Source organism: Methylobacterium sp. ARG-1 (assembly GCF_001262595.1).
In the GTDB taxonomy this organism is placed as follows: domain Bacteria; phylum Pseudomonadota; class Alphaproteobacteria; order Rhizobiales; family Beijerinckiaceae; genus Methylobacterium; species Methylobacterium brachiatum.
In genome coordinates this window covers 1-15,487 of sequence record NZ_LHCD01000061.1, presented here as the reverse complement: position 1 = coordinate 15,487, position 15,487 = coordinate 1, and the positions used below count along the sequence as shown (strand labels likewise).

At 67.8% G+C, this 15,487-nt stretch carries 17 protein-coding genes and 1 pseudogene; 11 read left to right on the top strand and 7 right to left on the bottom strand.

What is annotated here, in order from left to right:
- Positions 1-333: 333 nt before the first annotated feature.
- The 3 genes from AKJ13_RS29255 (at position 334) to AKJ13_RS32980 (ending at position 3,248) form a co-directional block, all read left to right on the top strand.
- Positions 334-621 carry a hypothetical protein gene (locus AKJ13_RS29255; protein WP_244471797.1) on the top strand — a complete coding sequence of 96 codons (288 nt, stop codon included), beginning with the start codon at positions 334-336 and terminating at the stop codon, positions 619-621.
- 257 nt (positions 622-878) lie between these two features.
- The gene (locus AKJ13_RS29250) at positions 879-1,940 is read left to right on the top strand and encodes a potassium channel family protein (RefSeq protein WP_244471796.1); all 1,062 of its coding nucleotides are present in this window, start codon (positions 879-881) and stop codon (positions 1,938-1,940) included.
- Between the two features lie 708 nt (positions 1,941-2,648).
- Entirely contained in the window at positions 2,649-3,248 is a 600-nt protein-coding gene (locus tag AKJ13_RS32980; protein WP_244471795.1) for a hypothetical protein, read from the top strand.
- A gap of 68 nt (positions 3,249-3,316) precedes the next feature.
- Here AKJ13_RS32980 and AKJ13_RS29240 read toward each other — a convergent pair whose 3' ends face one another.
- The 4 genes from AKJ13_RS29240 to AKJ13_RS29230 form a co-directional block, all read right to left on the bottom strand.
- Positions 3,317-3,550: a hypothetical protein gene (locus tag AKJ13_RS29240; RefSeq protein ID WP_144426438.1), complete on the bottom strand. Its 234-nt coding sequence runs from the start codon at positions 3,548-3,550 to the stop codon at positions 3,317-3,319.
- A gap of 44 nt (positions 3,551-3,594) precedes the next feature.
- Positions 3,595-3,747, bottom strand: coding sequence for a hypothetical protein (locus AKJ13_RS32040; protein WP_007563507.1), 153 nt, complete (start codon positions 3,745-3,747; stop codon positions 3,595-3,597).
- A 141-nt stretch (positions 3,748-3,888) separates the two neighbouring features.
- Positions 3,889-4,926, bottom strand: a complete 1,038-nt coding sequence (locus tag AKJ13_RS29235; RefSeq protein WP_050736456.1) for a YihY/virulence factor BrkB family protein — start codon at positions 4,924-4,926, stop codon at positions 3,889-3,891.
- A gap of 462 nt (positions 4,927-5,388) precedes the next feature.
- On the bottom strand, positions 5,389-5,727 hold the full coding sequence (locus AKJ13_RS29230) for a hypothetical protein (RefSeq protein WP_050736455.1): 339 nt from the start codon (positions 5,725-5,727) through the stop codon (positions 5,389-5,391).
- A 1,267-nt stretch (positions 5,728-6,994) separates the two neighbouring features.
- Between AKJ13_RS29230 and AKJ13_RS29225 the strand changes: the two genes are divergently transcribed.
- Entirely contained in the window at positions 6,995-8,671 is a 1,677-nt protein-coding gene (locus AKJ13_RS29225; protein WP_050736454.1) for a methyl-accepting chemotaxis protein, read from the top strand.
- Between the two features lie 198 nt (positions 8,672-8,869).
- On the opposite strand, the gene AKJ13_RS31110 is transcribed toward AKJ13_RS29225, so the two are convergent.
- Positions 8,870-9,283, bottom strand: coding sequence for a hypothetical protein (locus AKJ13_RS31110; protein ID WP_244471794.1), 414 nt, complete (start codon positions 9,281-9,283; stop codon positions 8,870-8,872).
- A gap of 170 nt (positions 9,284-9,453) precedes the next feature.
- Here AKJ13_RS31110 and AKJ13_RS29220 point away from each other — a divergent pair, with 170 nt between their 5' ends.
- From AKJ13_RS29220 to AKJ13_RS32035, 3 genes are all read left to right on the top strand, one after another.
- Positions 9,454-9,705, top strand: a complete 252-nt coding sequence (locus tag AKJ13_RS29220) for a hypothetical protein (protein WP_050736453.1) — start codon at positions 9,454-9,456, stop codon at positions 9,703-9,705.
- Positions 9,706-9,766: 61 nt separating this feature from the next.
- Positions 9,767-10,033: a helix-turn-helix domain-containing protein gene (locus AKJ13_RS31750; protein ID WP_050736452.1), complete on the top strand. Its 267-nt coding sequence runs from the start codon at positions 9,767-9,769 to the stop codon at positions 10,031-10,033.
- Positions 10,030-10,230 carry a hypothetical protein gene (locus tag AKJ13_RS32035; protein ID WP_050736451.1) on the top strand — a complete coding sequence of 67 codons (201 nt, stop codon included), beginning with the start codon at positions 10,030-10,032 and terminating at the stop codon, positions 10,228-10,230. The genes AKJ13_RS31750 and AKJ13_RS32035 overlap by 4 nt, the downstream gene beginning before the upstream one ends.
- A gap of 169 nt (positions 10,231-10,399) precedes the next feature.
- Here AKJ13_RS32035 and AKJ13_RS29205 read toward each other — a convergent pair whose 3' ends face one another.
- Positions 10,400-10,627: a hypothetical protein gene (locus tag AKJ13_RS29205; protein WP_050736450.1), complete on the bottom strand. Its 228-nt coding sequence runs from the start codon at positions 10,625-10,627 to the stop codon at positions 10,400-10,402.
- Positions 10,628-11,655: 1,028 nt separating this feature from the next.
- Between AKJ13_RS29205 and AKJ13_RS29200 the strand changes: the two genes are divergently transcribed.
- The 3 genes from AKJ13_RS29200 to AKJ13_RS29190 all read left to right on the top strand — a co-directional run bounded on the left by AKJ13_RS29200 (position 11,656) and on the right by AKJ13_RS29190 (position 13,235).
- Complete coding sequence (locus AKJ13_RS29200) at positions 11,656-11,907, top strand: hypothetical protein (RefSeq protein WP_050736449.1); 252 nt, start codon at positions 11,656-11,658, stop codon at positions 11,905-11,907.
- A gap of 46 nt (positions 11,908-11,953) precedes the next feature.
- Positions 11,954-12,337 carry a VOC family protein gene (locus AKJ13_RS29195; protein ID WP_050736448.1) on the top strand — a complete coding sequence of 128 codons (384 nt, stop codon included), beginning with the start codon at positions 11,954-11,956 and terminating at the stop codon, positions 12,335-12,337.
- A gap of 229 nt (positions 12,338-12,566) precedes the next feature.
- Entirely contained in the window at positions 12,567-13,235 is a 669-nt protein-coding gene (locus AKJ13_RS29190) for a DUF4142 domain-containing protein (protein ID WP_050736461.1), read from the top strand.
- Positions 13,236-13,569: 334 nt separating this feature from the next.
- Here AKJ13_RS29190 and AKJ13_RS29185 read toward each other — a convergent pair whose 3' ends face one another.
- Positions 13,570-13,800 carry a hypothetical protein gene (locus tag AKJ13_RS29185; RefSeq protein WP_007563534.1) on the bottom strand — a complete coding sequence of 77 codons (231 nt, stop codon included), beginning with the start codon at positions 13,798-13,800 and terminating at the stop codon, positions 13,570-13,572.
- A 204-nt stretch (positions 13,801-14,004) separates the two neighbouring features.
- On the opposite strand from AKJ13_RS29185, the pseudogene AKJ13_RS29180 reads away from it, so the two are divergent.
- A pseudogene (locus AKJ13_RS29180) lies at positions 14,005-15,220 on the top strand (IS256 family transposase).
- Positions 15,221-15,487: the final 267 nt, after the last annotated feature.

Genomic DNA, 15,487 nt, shown 5'->3' with positions numbered 1-15,487 from the left:
CGCCGCTGATGTTTGCGGCAGGTGCCTGCCTGCATCGATGCGCGGCCGGGTCTCGAGACAACGGCGGTTGCTGTCGTCAGAGACCGATGCGTTTCCACAGAGGTTCGCCGCGCGGCACGATGGACCAATGTCGCGACGCCTGACTCGAAAATCAGTTCGAGCCATAGTCTTCCGAGCCGGAGATTGGCTGCTGGGTCTTTCCGGACTAGTTCATCGTTCAGGGCGACGTGCAGCCGCGCGCGTATCCTCGGAGAGCGAAGTCATGCCCTTTATCGAGCAGCCGAACGCGGAGGGCCACCGGCGGTGACGGGGTCCCACGCTGAACCCGACAAGGTGGCCGAGGTCGCCAGGCTGGCGACGGCTATAGCCGACCGCATCTTGGAGCAGAACGCCGCCGGCACGACGATCCCGCCGGAGCAGTTCACCATGCTGGTCCGGGCCGCCCGGATGCTGCTGGATAACGGCGCACCCTGGCCCGCCTCCGTCGACCAGGTCGTGATGGAGGTCGCCAAGCGCATCGAGCAAGACGAAGCGCGGCCTGACCATGTTCCCGCCGCGTCTGAGGGCGGCGATGCCGTCACGCACCTGACGCGGTTTCTCGGCGGGGTGAAGCGCTCCTGATGCGGGAAGCCTGGGGCCGCAATCGCGAGTCCGGAGCTTGAAATCCCACCGCTCGACGGCTGCAATCGCGACCCGTCCGACCTTGCCAGCTCCCCACCGCCGGTGGCGCGCGTAGAGCCTTGCGGCGAAAGTCTGCGGTTGGACGTTAGGGCGGACAGCTGCGGCCAACGGTTTGGCGATCGAAGCCATCGAGAGCGAGCCCGATGATGCGTCCAGCGCGGGTCCGGACCCGACCCCTCCGCTTCCGTCGCAGCGTCGTGCGTGATCTGCGGAACCGGATCCGTTTCGCCCTCGTCGGCCTGCTGGTCCTCATCGGGCTGCACGTGGCCGCGATGATCGCCTTCGAGGGGCTGAGCCTCGGCGAGGCGGTGTGGCTGACATTTACCACCATCACCACCACCGGCTACGGCGATCTCTCCGCCAAGACCCCCACAGGGCGGGCCGCCACCATCGTCCTGATCTACCTGTCCGGAATCTTCCTGCTGACCCAGGCCGGCGGTGCCTTCTTCGAATTCCGGATCCTGCGGCGTGAGCGCAAGCGTCGAGGCGAGTGGAGGTGGGACATGCGCGACCACATCGTCTTCGTGAACGCCCCGGCCGACGAGCCCGGCGACTATCTGCGCCGGCTCCTCGACCAGTTGCACCGGTCGCATGCCAACTTCGCCGGCGTGCCGTCCCTGATCCTCACCGAGGCCTTTCCGGACGGCCTGCCGCCCGATCTCGAGGACGATCCACTCATCGTCCAGCTCAAGGGGCGGTTCGACGATCCCGCTGCGCTGGAAGCGGCCGGTGTCGACCATGCGCGGGTGCTCGTCATCCTCGCCGAGCAGGAAGGCGAGCGCTTATCCGACAGCCGAACCTTCGACATCATCCATCGCCTGCGGGAGCGGGGCATCAAGGTGCGCATCGTTGCCGAGTGCGTCGATGACCTGAACCGTGCGCGCCTGAAGAGAGCCGGGGCTTCGGCGATCGTCAGACCCCTGCGCGGTTACCCGGAGATGATCGTCCGGGCGATCGTGGCACCCGGTACCGAATGGATCATCGAGCGCCTGTTCTCGAGCCAGGGTGACGAATGCCTTCGCTTCGACGTCACGTTCGCCAATATCGTCTGGGCGGATGTCGTCTCCGCCATCCTCGGCGGAAACTTCGGCACCCCGGTCGGCTACGCTGATGAGGAGGGCGTGCCCCACAGCAATCCGCCGCCGCACTGCGTCGTCACGGCTCAGGCGCTGTTCGTGCTCGTGGGCGAGACGCAGCGATCGACCGACGCCGCGCTTCAAGGACTGCTCGACACGCTTGCCAACCGCCGGAAGGCCTGAGCGCGACGGACGGGACGCAAGAAGAAGCCCGCCACGATGAGAGATCCATCGGGCGGGCACTCAGCCGCGATCAGAGGTGTCACCGGCGGGCGTGAATCCGCCGCCACCGCTGCAGGCAGCGGTGATGGCGGCAAGCCATGGCCGGACTGACCCGGCCGTCGGCGTGGCTCGGCGCGCTACCCTACTTGCTGCTTCCCCCGCCGCCGCCGCCCTGGGGCGCGGCGCGCTCAGGCTGGTTCGCATTCCCGGCCGAGGACGAGCTGTTGGACCGCGTATCCGCCGGCTGTCCCGTCGGCGACGCTGTCACGGCACCATTGCTGCCGGTGGTGCTGTTTTGCGGGGTGACCACGCCGGAGGCGCCCGGATTTGCCGGCGTGGGAGCCGTGGTGGGCGCCTGTGCAAAAGCTTGTCCGGCGAGCAGAAGGCTGGAAACGGCGGCTACCGTGAGAACGCGATCGAGCATGGGGACCTCAGCGTGATCTGGAGGGTAAAGGACGCATGGAAGAGCGCATTTGCTAGTGCCGGGTCCTTCGCCGTTGGACCCATGTCATTGCGGGGCGTCACATAGGGTGGCGCCGCATCCGAACGTCGGTGCGCATAGCGGACGGTGATGAAACACCCGCCCCCGGTCCGGCGGGAACAGCGCAAGCGGGAAGGCTCGAGCCGGTCAGGCCAGCACCGGCAAGCGCGGCGAGAATGAAAAGACGCATGGCGTTCCTCCTGTCCTCGGCGCAGCAGGACCGCGTCGGCTTATGGGGAAGCCCCGACACGCGCGTCCGGTTCAATGAGCGTTTGTTGCCGCGGCCATCGTCCATCCCCAGGCCAGGGCAGCGCGCGGCTGCGCACGTCGCCGAAGCGTGCGCAGCCGCGCGAATGGGCCCTCCGACGAGCCAACCGCGTGATCGGCCGGCCCTGATCGCGGTCATCGTCACGCATCGGGGACCAGTGCCCAACTCGCGCGTTGGCAGCCTTATACAATCCCGCCTGGAGCGTCCGATGCTCGTCCGATCCGCACTCCTTCTGATAGCCTTGACGTCGGGCGCTCACGCTGCGGCGTTCGACGACGTGAAGGAATATCTGGCTTCCTGCCTTCGGTTCGAGATGAACGGCGCCGATGCGCAACGGGGGGCGACGCCAGCATCCCGGGTGCGCTTCGCGCTGGAGCGGTGCGGACCCGAATTCGATCGCCTCGAGCGGGCGGACGGACGGCGCCTCCGCAGCGATGGCGGGATCAGCCCCTCGACCAAGGCTGTGATCGAGAGCGTCATGGGCCGGAGCGGGATCGGCATCTCCAACGTCCGGTACTGACGGTCCGACCGCTCCGACGGTGGCCAACGAATTCGATCTGGCCACCGCAGAGGGGGCCTCTCGGCCGTTCACTCCGGTTGCTGCGTTTCCGCTGACGCCTTCTCGTCGGCGGGCGCGCGTGTGCCGCCGTGTTCGATCGTCCGCTTCACCTCATCGTTGCGCGGCGCGCCGATATCACCGGGCTCCGACGCCCCGAGCGAGCGCGGGCCCTGTGAGGTCCCGCGGACCTGTGCGTCCTCGTAGCCGCGCTCGCCCGGTGGCGTCTCGGCGGGGTCGGTTTCTGGGCGCTTCGGGTCGATCATGGTGGCGTCACCCTTCGTGTCGGTCTGCGGGCAAGCGGCTCGGCTCACGTCGGCTGCACCTCGGTGTCCTCGACGGCGGGATCGTCCTCTTCCGGCACGGTCGGCTTGGGCGGCGGCTCGATCTCGTCGAGGCGGGACGGATCCTCGATCAATGCGCCCGGATCTTCGCCCGGCATCGGGGTGTCAGCCTGAATCATGGTGCGCGCCTCCGTGGTATCAGCGCTACGCTCCGTGAGCCCGGGCGTTCCCGTTCGATGCAGCTCTTCCAACGCCGTCGAGCGGTGAGGCCTCGGAGGCCTGACCGGTGCTGCGCTGGCGCGCCCCGGGGTTGCACGCTTCTATGAGGGGCCAACGGTGTCGGCGGCAAACGCCTGCCGGGATCCGAGAGGCTTCGGACGGCCGGTCGTGCTGTCGCGCGCCGTTTGTCGCTCCATCTCGGCGTTCAGCTCGGCGCCGAGCAGGACGATGACCACCGACAGCCAAATCCAGGTCATGAGGCCGACGCCGGCGCCCAGCGAACCGTAGATCCGATTGTAACTGTCGAAGCTGGCAACGTACCAGGAAAACAGGGCTGAGGCGCAGACCCAGCCGAGCGCTGCGACGAAGCTGCCCCAGCTGACCCAACGCCACTTGGCCTCCCGTCGGCTCGGCCCATACCGATAGACCAGCGACAGGCCGAGACTCACGAGGATGAGGAGGGCCGGCCAGCGCAGGATCCGCAGGAAGGTATCTGTCCGCGCGCCCAAGCCGATCTGGTTCAGCAGAAGGGGCAGGCCCACCAACATGCCGGTGGCGGCGACGACAATGAGGATCCCGCTGAGCGTGAACAGGAAGGTCGTCGCGTAGAGGTGCACCAGGGTCCGTTTCTCACGCTCCCTGTAGATCACGTTGAGCGCGTCGAAGAGCGCGCCCACGCCTGAATTCGCGCTCCAGAATGCGATCACAAGGCTGACCACCGACGCGGCGCTGAGCGTTCCGGTGCTTTGCTTGGTTATGCGCAGGAGCTGGTCGGCCAGGAGTTCGAGCACCCCGTTGGGGAGCACGCCCGTGAGCAGGCTCAGATGTTGGCTGAGGACGCTCGGGTCCGAGAAGAGGCTGTAGAGCGAAACGATCGTCGCGAGACCCGGGAAAGTCGACAGCAAGGTGAAAAAGGCGACGCCCCCGGCCGTGGAGAGGACACGGTCCCGGGGCACGGCCCAGAAGACGCGGTAGAGAATATCGCGCCATCCCGGAACCGGGATCTGCGTGGGTCGATCCGCCATGCGGCCGTGGCCCGGTTCGCGCGCACGTGCGTGAGCCGTCTGGATCGCCGCGTCGTCAGGCATGCGCGTGCTGACCGAGCGCCAGTCCTCACCGTCTGTCTCGTCTGGAGTCATGAGGCCCGCCGCGCAGGATAGCGCGGATCCTGTAAGCCGATTGCCGGTCTGTCCAGTGCGGCCGCGGGCCCGCTGCCTGTCCGGGCATCGCGCCGGTGAGCTCCGTCTCCCGAGCGGCATCGACCACGGCACGCCCTGCGGCGTGCCCGGATGAAATCGTTCCGCAATGCAGCGTGTTCGATCGCACCGCACATGACGGGCCGATCAGGCATCGTGATTGCAGATGGTTTCGACGGGTCTCGCTGAGACACCGCACGAGGAATGGAGCGCACGCTATGGTCTTGAAGGGCTTCTCCTACGCGATGATCGGCGCCTTTGCGGGCGGCCTGGCGATGACGGTGGCCGGTTCGGCCGGGGTGCTGTTCGGCATGTGAGCCACCGGCGCCTGGCGGGCGACCGGTCGGACAATGACGGATCTGCGGCGGGGTGCGAGCCCCGCCGTTTTCGTGTGCGGGCCTGAGACTATGGACGCCAGGCGGGCAGATCCGTCCAGGCCTCGCGGACGTATTCGAGACGCTGTGCGGCGCGGGCGGGATCGATCTGTGCGATCTGCTCCAGGACATCGCGCATGGCCTCGGATCCCCCCAGCGCGGCAGCGGCCTCGCCCTGGCGACGCATCGCGGAGCGGTGGGCTCGCATGGCGGGTCCCGCCTTCGGTCCGGCTTCGATTGCCTCGAGCGTCCTGATCAGGGTGGCCACGATGGGGGCGGCCTCGCGCCAGGATGGTGCCGGCGATGGGTCGAGCTCGGGTGCGGAGCTCGGTGCCGGCGCGGCGAAGTTGGTGGTCAGCGGGCGCTTCATGAAAAGGCTCCTCAGACGCTGGAAGAGGAACTGATAAGCTCTCCCAAGCGCTGGCACAGGGGGGCGGGCGTATGGCCCGGAGGCATTGACCGCGCAGGTCCGGCGAGGGGAAGGTCTCACGCCCTATCCTGCCGGGTCCAGGCGCTAGGCTCGGCGCGCGCACGACGCCGGTCGGGCCTGTGGGGATCGTCGAGGATCATGTCCGGCCCAGGCGCGCCGAAAAGGCTGCCGCCCTCCTGTTCTGGGTCGACCGCTTGATGGTCGCGACCGACCACCCCGTCCGCTCAGAGCGCTGCCCGGCATCCGGTTCGTCCGTAGGCGCGGGTCAGCCCATCGCCGATCGCCATTCCGTCCGGCCAGGAGACCATCTGCGACGCGGGTGCCGGAGCCCCCGGAAGGCCCGAAACGGCATCCGCCTCAGGCGTGTTCAGGCACACGTCGGCCCGGAAAGCCTGGGCCTACATCGGATTCACACCGCGACGGCAATCGCGAACCCGATGGAGACGACGATGACCTGGACGAACCGCATCACCATAGCCGCGGCCCTGATCGGCGGCGCTGTCGCGCTGATGACCTACGCGCAGGCGCTGGGTCTGCCCGCTCACTTCGCCTGAAGGGAAATGGAAAGGCTCTGACCCGGTTCGGCCGGGTCGTCGGCGGGCCTCGAACGCGGCCATCGCCTTGTTGGCGACGGCACCGCCGGTCGTGGATGGCGGGCGGTGTCGCGTCGGAAGGCACCATGTCGGTACCGAGCGCGTCGCGCCGGACCTCGCCCCTGATCGATCAGCAGGCCGTCGTCGCGGAGGCGGCGCACGGTCCTGCGGTGGACCGTCAGCCATTCCGGCAAGCCGCAATGCCGGCGCGGTGCGTCAGATATGCGTTCCAGCTCGCCGCCGACTGTCCGTCGCCTGTCTCATCGCACCCGTAGGTCCTGGTCCGGCGCGAGGGAGCGAGGGGCGCCGCGAGATCGGGCCTGGTGGCGTATCGGGCGATGGCCGGAACGAGCCTGAACGCGTGAAGCAACGCCCCTTTTACGACCTAAAGTATAGTACTACAAATGCCATCCTGTTCGGAATAATACATATATTTGATACCTAACTTATGGTGCGCATGAGAATTCATTAACCGCCACTTGCCATAGACCTCTGTCGTAGCTCTGCGGTGAGGTGCGGACGGCCATATCGCGCGTTAAGGCGCCGGGCCGGGCGCGACGCGCCATGGCACGCTCACGCATGCGCAGCCTCGGCGCAGCTCCCGGTAGGATCCTATGGCACTTCGCATCGGCACGCGCATACAAGCCATGACGCTGACCGCCCTGGGCGGCATGGCGGTACTGATCGGGCTGTCGACCTGGGATATGTCCCAAACGGTCACGGATGCCCGCGAGTTGAAGACCCGCGACCTCGTCGAGACCGCGCAGGGGGTTCTCACCTATTTCGAGGGGGAGGAGCGCGCCGGCCGGATGAGCCGCGATGCGGCGCAGCACGCAGCCGTGGCGGCGGTTCGGGGCCTACACTACGCCGGAAGCGAGTACTTCTGGATCCAGGACATGCAACCGCGCATGGTATCGCATCCGAAGACCGAGCTGATCGGCAAAGACATCGGCGGAATCGTCGACCCGGCCGGCAAGCACGTGTTCCTGGATGTCGTCGAGCTGGTGAAGCAATCGGGCGCAGGCTTCGTCCCATACCTGTGGCCCAAGCCGGGCCTCGACCAGCCGGTTGCGAAGATTTCCTACGTCAGGGGCTTCGCGCCCTGGGGGTGGATCATCGGCTCCGGCATCTATGCGGACGACACGGCTGCCCAGATGCGCCCGACCCTGGTGCGTCTGCTCGGCGGGGCGGCCATTGTCGCGGCCGTGATCGGCATCCTGGCCACGCTCATCGGCCGCAGCGTCGTGCGGCCGTTGCGGGCCATGACGGAGTTCATGACCGGTCTCGCCGCGGGGGACCTCAGCCGCAAGGTGCTGGGCGCGGAGCGCCGCGACGAGATCGGCACGATGGCGGCGGCCGCGCAGGTGTTCAAGGACAACCTGATCCGCACCCAGGCGCTGGAAGCCGAGACGGCTCAGGCGCGTCTGGCCGCCGAGGCACAGCGCAAGGCCGGCATGCGCCAGATGGCCGATGGCTTTGAGGCAGCCGTCGGCAGCATCATCGGCCTGGTATCCGCGTCGGCCGCGAAACTGCAGACCACCGCTCAAACGATGACTGCAACTGCGACCGAGACCGCCAGCCAGTCGATGACGGTTGCGGCCGCCGCGGAGGAGGCTTCCTCGAATGTGAACACCGTGGCAGCCGCCGCCGAGGAGTTGGGCTCGTCCGTGCAGGAGATCGGCCGTCAGGTCAGCGGCTCCGCCGAATTGGCGCGTCTCGCCGTCAACGAAGCGGATCAGACCGGCGCGTTGGTTCAGGAGCTGAGCACGGCGGTCGGCCGGATCGGCGACGTGGTCGGGCTGATCTCGTCGATCGCCGGGCAGACCAACCTGCTGGCGCTCAACGCCACCATCGAGGCGGCCCGCGCGGGCGACGCGGGCCGCGGCTTTGCCGTCGTAGCCTCCGAGGTGAAGGCCCTCGCCGAGCAGACCGCGAAAGCGACCAACGACATATCCGGCCAGATCGCGCGGATCCAGGCCTCCACCGGCGGCGCCGTGACGGCAATCGGGTCGATCACGGCGCGCATCCAGGAGATCAGCGGTGTTGCGACCTCGATCGCTGTGGCGGTCAAGCAGCAGGGTGCGGCCACCCAGGAGATCGTGCGCAATGTCGGCCAGGCGGCGGCGGGCACCGGTGAGGTGACGAGCAACATTTCCGGCGTCGCGGGGGCGGCCGAGGAGACCAGCGCGGCAGCAAGCCAAGTGCTGGGGTCGGCCTCGGAGCTGTCGCGGCAATCCGAGCACCTCGCCGCCGAGGTTGGGGACTTCCTCGCCACCGTGCGCGCGGCCTGAGACGGTCGGGTTTTCCCGGGCCGCACCGGCCCGGGCCACCGACGGGCGGCTCCCTCCACCGAGTAAGCAGGTAGCCCTTCGGCCTTGATCGGCCGGCATCCGCCACAATAACCTTGTGCCGGCCTCGGGGGCGCTGGGCCGAGAGACGAGCTCCGGCCTCCCGGCCGGATCGCTTGATCCGCCCCTGGCCGCTGCTGCCTATTCGTGGGGTTCGGTCGACTCGACGCTTTGGCTCAATCGGCCGCCCAGAGGTGTCCCCATCGGGCTGTGCTTGTCGCCGCCGGTGGGACTCGATCCGTCGTTCGTCCCGGCGTTGTAACGGCTGGTCTCACGGTGCTGGTTCCGGGGCGGATCCTTATGCTTCGTGAGCGGCCGCCATGGAGCTGCTGGAGCACCCAGCCGGAGGAGATGCGGAGAGCGCGTCAGCCATATTGCCAACACCACCCACGGGACAACGAACACCACGAAAGCAGTCAGACCCATGGCGAAAATCCGGATTTCTGCTAATGAATCTTGAATAAACCCGCCGAAAACTGTTTTTGATCCTTCGGGAAATCTGTATTCGTGCCGGGTGCGGATGCCGACGCGCATGCTGTCCCGGCCGAAGGCCATGAACGGGCTGCTCGGCGGCCGAACGCGTGAGAGGGCTGCAACAGCGCGTCCGTTTCACAAGGCCCTGGATAAACAGGGCGACGGTGCAACTCTGGGTGTTGAATGGCAGCAGCCACGCTCGTAACAACCCAGCGAGGGTTCGTAGGCCCTCGTGAGAGTGGGCGCTTCTCATGGATGAGGTCGAGGAGCGGCGGCACGTCGTACTACGCAACCTTGCCGTGCATGCCGGCGCGGCGCGAGGCCGGCTGCGTCTGTCCTTGGACGCCGCTGCGCGCCTGGCCTGCCTCGCGCCGGAGGTCCTTGCGGCGATCGAGAACGGCAGCGACTGCGCGTCCTCCCTCACGGTCGCGACGCATCTCGCCCTGTTCCTCGGGCTTACCGAACTCGGCCTGCCGCGCCCTCGGCCCGCCGGGATGGAGTAGCCGGTCGACAAAAAACGCGGCGGGGGAAACTTCGGCCAGGCCGGTCACGTACCGGTCGCCCATGAGCGACATACACGACAAGCCGACCTCTCTGGATGCCGCGTTAGCGACGCAGATTCATGCTGCTCGCCTACGCGGCGCCTACTCGGTCGAGACGTTGGCCGCGCTCGCTCGGGTCGATGCCGAGCTGATCACCGCGCTGGAGAATGGCGCGCAGATCGCCGACGTCGGGGCCCGGGACCGGATCATGGATGTTCTCGGTCTACGTCCGGATGGCCATCGCTACCCTGCGAGGTCGGTCGATCCCAATCTGCGTTCCCAGGGTTGAGCCTGCGCCTCGGGCTGCCTGTCTACCGCGACGGCTTGGTCCCGCCCCGCGTCGCGCCCGCGCTGAAACACCGCGTTGCGGGCGTGCCGATGGCCGGTGTCGATCACGGCTTCGACGAGCCTGTCCCGGACAACAGCCGGTTGCTGGCGCAGCTCGGCATGCTCGGTCGCCGCGGCGAGGAGCGGCACGGCCCCTGACGCGACAGCCTCGGTTTGATCGGCGAGACGCTGGGAACCGGCCCATGATCGCCTGCCGGGCCACACCGGTCCGCGGCAGGAACTGCGATACCGCGAAGATTTCGGGGGCATCTGGGAATGGGGTACCCGCAGCAAACCCGCCAAGTCCCGGCCCAGGACTATGCTTCTCTCAGACGAATTCCGACAGCATCAGCTCCAACTGAACATCGGCCAAGTAGTTCATGAGCCGATCAGCCATGCCGGGGCTCGCGCACTCGACCGAGACCGGGATGGGGAGGTCGGCCCGAGGAACGGCGGCGATCACGGATTCAGCCTTGAGCGCAGCCTCACGCGCGGAAGACGCGGCGACGAGGCGTGCGCCCTGAGGAGTCTCGATCAGGATTGCGATACTGGCCATGGCGCCTTCAACGAATGCACCGTCACGATCGTTTCGCCCTTTCCCCATCTTCTTCGGTCATCGTATTGCACCGCCGCTTGAGGCCACGGCATAGCGCGATCCGTCTTCCGCCTCGCTCGATGCCCGCCGGCGGTACCGCTACGAAAAACCGGTGCTACGACATGATCTTGCGGTCGGACAGCAGCGCTTGAGCGGTCGGCCGAGCGGCATCGTTTTGGTCAACGTGAAGGAGTCTGTGTGGCATGGCGAATGAGGGGCGACGTCCTCAATCTCGCGCGGGCTTGGCCGTGGCGGTGGCCTTGGGGGTCGCGCTGGCTGGCGCCGGTACGATCGGATGGCGCTGGTACAGCTACGTGACGGCCGGCGCGTCACCCTACGATGAGGTCGGGATCGAGGTGAACCGGCGCTTGCCCGAGCCACTTCGCGCATGGGGCTGCGCACGGATCAAGGAGCGGTTCCCAAGCGCCGTGCCGCCCTACGGATGCCAGCCGGGCCAAACCTGATTGGCTTGGCCCACTTCATAAGTGCGAGCGTGCCGCGCCTGGCGAGCCGCTCGAAGGCCCGGGTCGGTCGATCGAGCCAGGGCGGCGCACAGTCACCCTTCGGCAGCGGGAAGGCTGCCTCGCTTGTGGGGTTCCGCCGCTCCCGGTCTGCGGACCGCAGCGGTGACGGAGGCGAGCGGCAATTGCGGGTTCGCCGGTCATCCCCCTTAAGCTTGGAAACACTCACGCCTGCGCGTCGCTCGGCACCCTTGCTCTGGTCCTCTCGACGCAGCCGCACCACGGGCGAGAGCCCGATCCGGCCGTTCGGAGCAGACTACCGGTCGACCCATCGCCGACAGCCAGGTCTGACACAAACGCTTGATCCACGGGGCGGGCCGACGCGATCCGGCTTCCGAGCGCAACCGGACGACGGCCCCGCGCAACCCGCGTGCAAACCGATCGACGAGCCTGCTCCAAAAGCAGGATGGATAAAATGCCCGCCCGGTTCGTTAGCGCGTGGACGAACGTCTCCGGTCAGGGCCCAACATGCGCAAACTCACTCTCCTCCTCGGTTTCATCGCCGTCGCGTCACCCGCTCTCGCGGCGCCGAACGCACCGACCTCGACGCGCGGTAACGAAGACCTGCAAACCTATTGCGCAGGCGACGCCATCACGTTCTGTGCCGGCATCGATCCGAACAGCCCGCAGATGGACGCCTGCTTCAAGAAGAACATGAGCCAGATGTCCCCGAACTGCCGCCGCGCGATCGACGCCTACAAGAGCGGGGGCGGGAAGTAGAAACACGCCCTGCAGTCTCAATGACTCACGCTAGCGGAGGTCCTTTGTGTTCAGCCACGTGATGGTCGGCAGCAACGACATAGCCCGGTCGAAGGCGTTCTATGACGCGCTCTTCGCGGCGACGGGTGGCGGCCCTGGCGTCGAGGACGCGCGAGGACGCTTGGTCTACGCGCACCGGGGCGGGCGCTTGCTCATCGGCAAGCCGATCGATGGACAGGCCGCGGTCGGCGCGAACGGCGGCACCATCGGGTTCACTATGGACAGCCCGGAGGAGGCCAAGGCCTGGCACGATGCCGGCGCTGCCAATGGCGGGACCTCTATCGAAGACCCGCCGGGCGAGCGCAGCGGCGCATCAGGTCCGATCTACCTCGCTTACCTTCGCGACCCTGACGGCAACAAGCTCTGTGTACTGCATCGGATCGCCGGCTGACATCCGACCATCTGGACGCGCGCCGACTTCCCCTGCCGGCCCGGGATCGGATCGGGCGGCGGGACCGATGCGATGAGGAGGCTGCCCACCCGGATGGACCGCGTGTCACGTGGCGGTTTGTCTCATCGGTCGGGCGGGAAACGAAGGTCGAGCCGCTCGGTTCGCGAGATGGCACCATAAGCGATGTTGGACGCCTCGGTGCACCCCTCACGACCCGGAGCTATCCATGATGCACCGTCGCGAAATTCTCACCACAATGCTGGGCGCTACCGCTGCCCTCGCGATCACCCGCACCGCTATCGCCCAGGTCACCCCGGCCGGCGCGATCCCGTCGAGCGTCTATCTTCAGATGGCCACGACCGGCGGGATGTTTCTGGAGAATACCGCCCGCGACGCGCACGAGAAGACCAGAAACCCGGCGATCAAGAAGTTCTCCCGCGCCGAGGTGATTGAACAGGTCAACCTCTCCCGCAAGCTCGGGGCCTATACGGGCGGCGTCGCCCCGTCCGCCGCCGCTCCCGCCGGCCCGGGTGGCCTGATCGGGGGCCTCGTCGCGGCTCCGGTCGCCGTGGCGGGGGCTGCGGTCGGCACGGCCGCCGGCGTCACCGGTGGTCTGCTCGGGGTTGCGCCGCCGCCCGGCGGGATGACGACGGACACGCAGAAGGCGCAGATTCTCTCCCAGCTCAGCGCGATGCCGCCGGGCCCGCAATACGACGCCACGTTCGTGGCGAACTCGCTGCAGGGCCATCAGGAGGCGCTCACCATCCACGGGTCCTACGCCCAGTCCGGCGAGGATCCGGGCCTGCGCCGGATCGCCCGAGGGGCGCTGCCGTTGATCAACCTCCACATCGCGCAGCTGTCGCAGATGCAGGCCAGAATGGGCGGTCAGCCAGGCTGATTGCCCTAGATCCGGGTCCGGTCCCGCCTCTTGATCGCAGGCCTCCGGCTCGGCGGTTCAAAGGGGCGGACCCGGTCCATGAGCCTCTCGGCGTCGTCCCAACGAAGGGCGGAAGCCGAGAGTGCCGGCAGGCGCCGGAACCACGCGATGCCCCCCCCTGATGCGCTCGAAGACGGCGGGAATCCTGTTCTGAAGGCAGGGATACGAGTCCGGTCGATCGCCGGACCCGGCAGCCCGTCCCGAGCCCCAGCCGCTACCGACCGTGGTCATCCGGCTGTGGGGCAGAGCGGGGACATGCGATCCTGCGCAGCGCTCTTACGCTGGATGACGCGGATCAGCCGTTGCGGCGCCCGTCCCTCGCAGCGTCGCGACGCTGATCCTGCATTGCCCGACACTGCACAAACTCGGGCGTTCCGGGCTCGGCGCCGTAGCCCCGGCAGATCGCTTCGTCCTTCGCCGCAATATCCGCGTCGCTCATGAAGAGCTCGCCGCGTCCTGGGCGGTTCGCCGAATTGCAGGCGGACAGGACGGCGGACACCGCCAAAAGAAGGACGACGCGTTTCATGATGCTCCTCACGTCGGATGAGCACCATGCCACCGCGCTGTTGTCGATGACGCAGCCGCAACACACTCGGTCAGCTTGGCCCAAGCACCACCGTATGCCCTTTCAACGCGCTATGCGGGAGATTGGGTGACGACGGTGTGTTGAAGGCGGCCTATCGAGGCGGGTGTCGAGCCTGCCAGAACCTCTCAGCGAGAGCGATACGCCATGGAGACACCGACCAACGTCGTCCGCCTTCGTCATCCCGAAGACCTCGACGATCCCATGACCGAGGTGCTGCGCAGCGGCGCCCGCCGCCTGCTCGCCCAAGCTGTCGAGATGGAGGCGGACGCCTTCCTGAGCGCGATGTAGGACCTGCGGCTGCCGGATGGACGGGCCCGGCTGGTGCGGCACGGTCACGGGCCGGAGCGGGCGATCCAGATCGGCATCGGCCCGGTGCCGGTCGCGCGGGTCCGTATGCGGGATCGCGGTGCGAGCGGGTCTGAGGACCGGATCCGGTTCACCTCGACGCTCCTGCCGAAGTGGGCGCGGCGCACCCGCAGCCTGGATGCGCTGCGACCGGTCCTGTACCTGCGTGGTGTCTCGACCGGCGACTTCCAGGACGCGCTGGCCGCTCCTGCTGGGTCGTGACGCCCCGAACCTTTCGCCGGCCGTCATCGCCCGGCTGACGGCGAGTTGGGCGGACGAGTACGCCCGCTGGCAGGGCCGCGATCTCTCCGCACGCCGCTACGCCTGCGTCTGGGCCGACGGCGTCTACCTGCAGGCCCGGATGGAGGAGCAGGCCGAGTGCATGCTCGTGCTGATCGGGGCGACGCCCGAGGGTCGCAAGGAGCTCGTCGACGTGAAGCGGCGCGGGCTGTCGATCGCGCCCGAGATCGCGCTCGGCGACGGCGCTCTCGGCTTCTGGCGGGCGCTGGACGAGGTCTTCCCCGGCACCGCTCACCAGCGGTGTTGGGTTCACAAGGCAGCCAACGTCCTCGACAAGGTGCCGAAGTCCATCCAGCCGGCGATGAAGGCGGACCTGCGCGAGATCCACGGCGCGCCGACCCGGGCGGCAGCTGAGGTGGCGCTGGACGTCTTCGTCGAGAAATACGGGGCCAAGTACCCCCGCGCCGCTGCCTGCCTGACCAAGGATCGGGAGGCGCTGCTGACGGTCTACGACTTCCCGGCCGAACACTGGGACCACCTGCGCAGCTCGAACCCGATCGAGAGTGTGTTCGCTACAGCGCGGCATCGGACTGTGCGAACCAAAGGGGCGCTCTCGGCCACGACTGCCAAGCTGATGGTGTTCAAGCTGGTGATAGCGGCATCGAAAACCTGGCGCCGGCTGAAGGGCGAAAACCAGTGGCCGAAGGTCGTGGCCCGCGTCATCTTCCGCGACGGGACCGAGGTCGCCGCGAGCCCAGATCACCGCGCCGCCTGACCGCCGTCACCTAAAATCCGGCATAGCTCCCCCAGGTTGACGTCGCGCCGTCCCTTATCTCCGGGGTACGGCCGGTCTCCTGCGGGTCGGCGGGGCGTGCCGCAGGTTGCCGCACGCCCCGATCCGGGCGGCCCCATTCACCACCGGTACGAGAGGCTGCCCTTGACGGCGTGGTCCTGCGCCCGGCGGCCGAGCTGGCCGTCATAGGACAGGCCCACCAGCGCGCCCGGCGCAACCTGCCAGTCCAGACCCACGGACGCCAGAGCC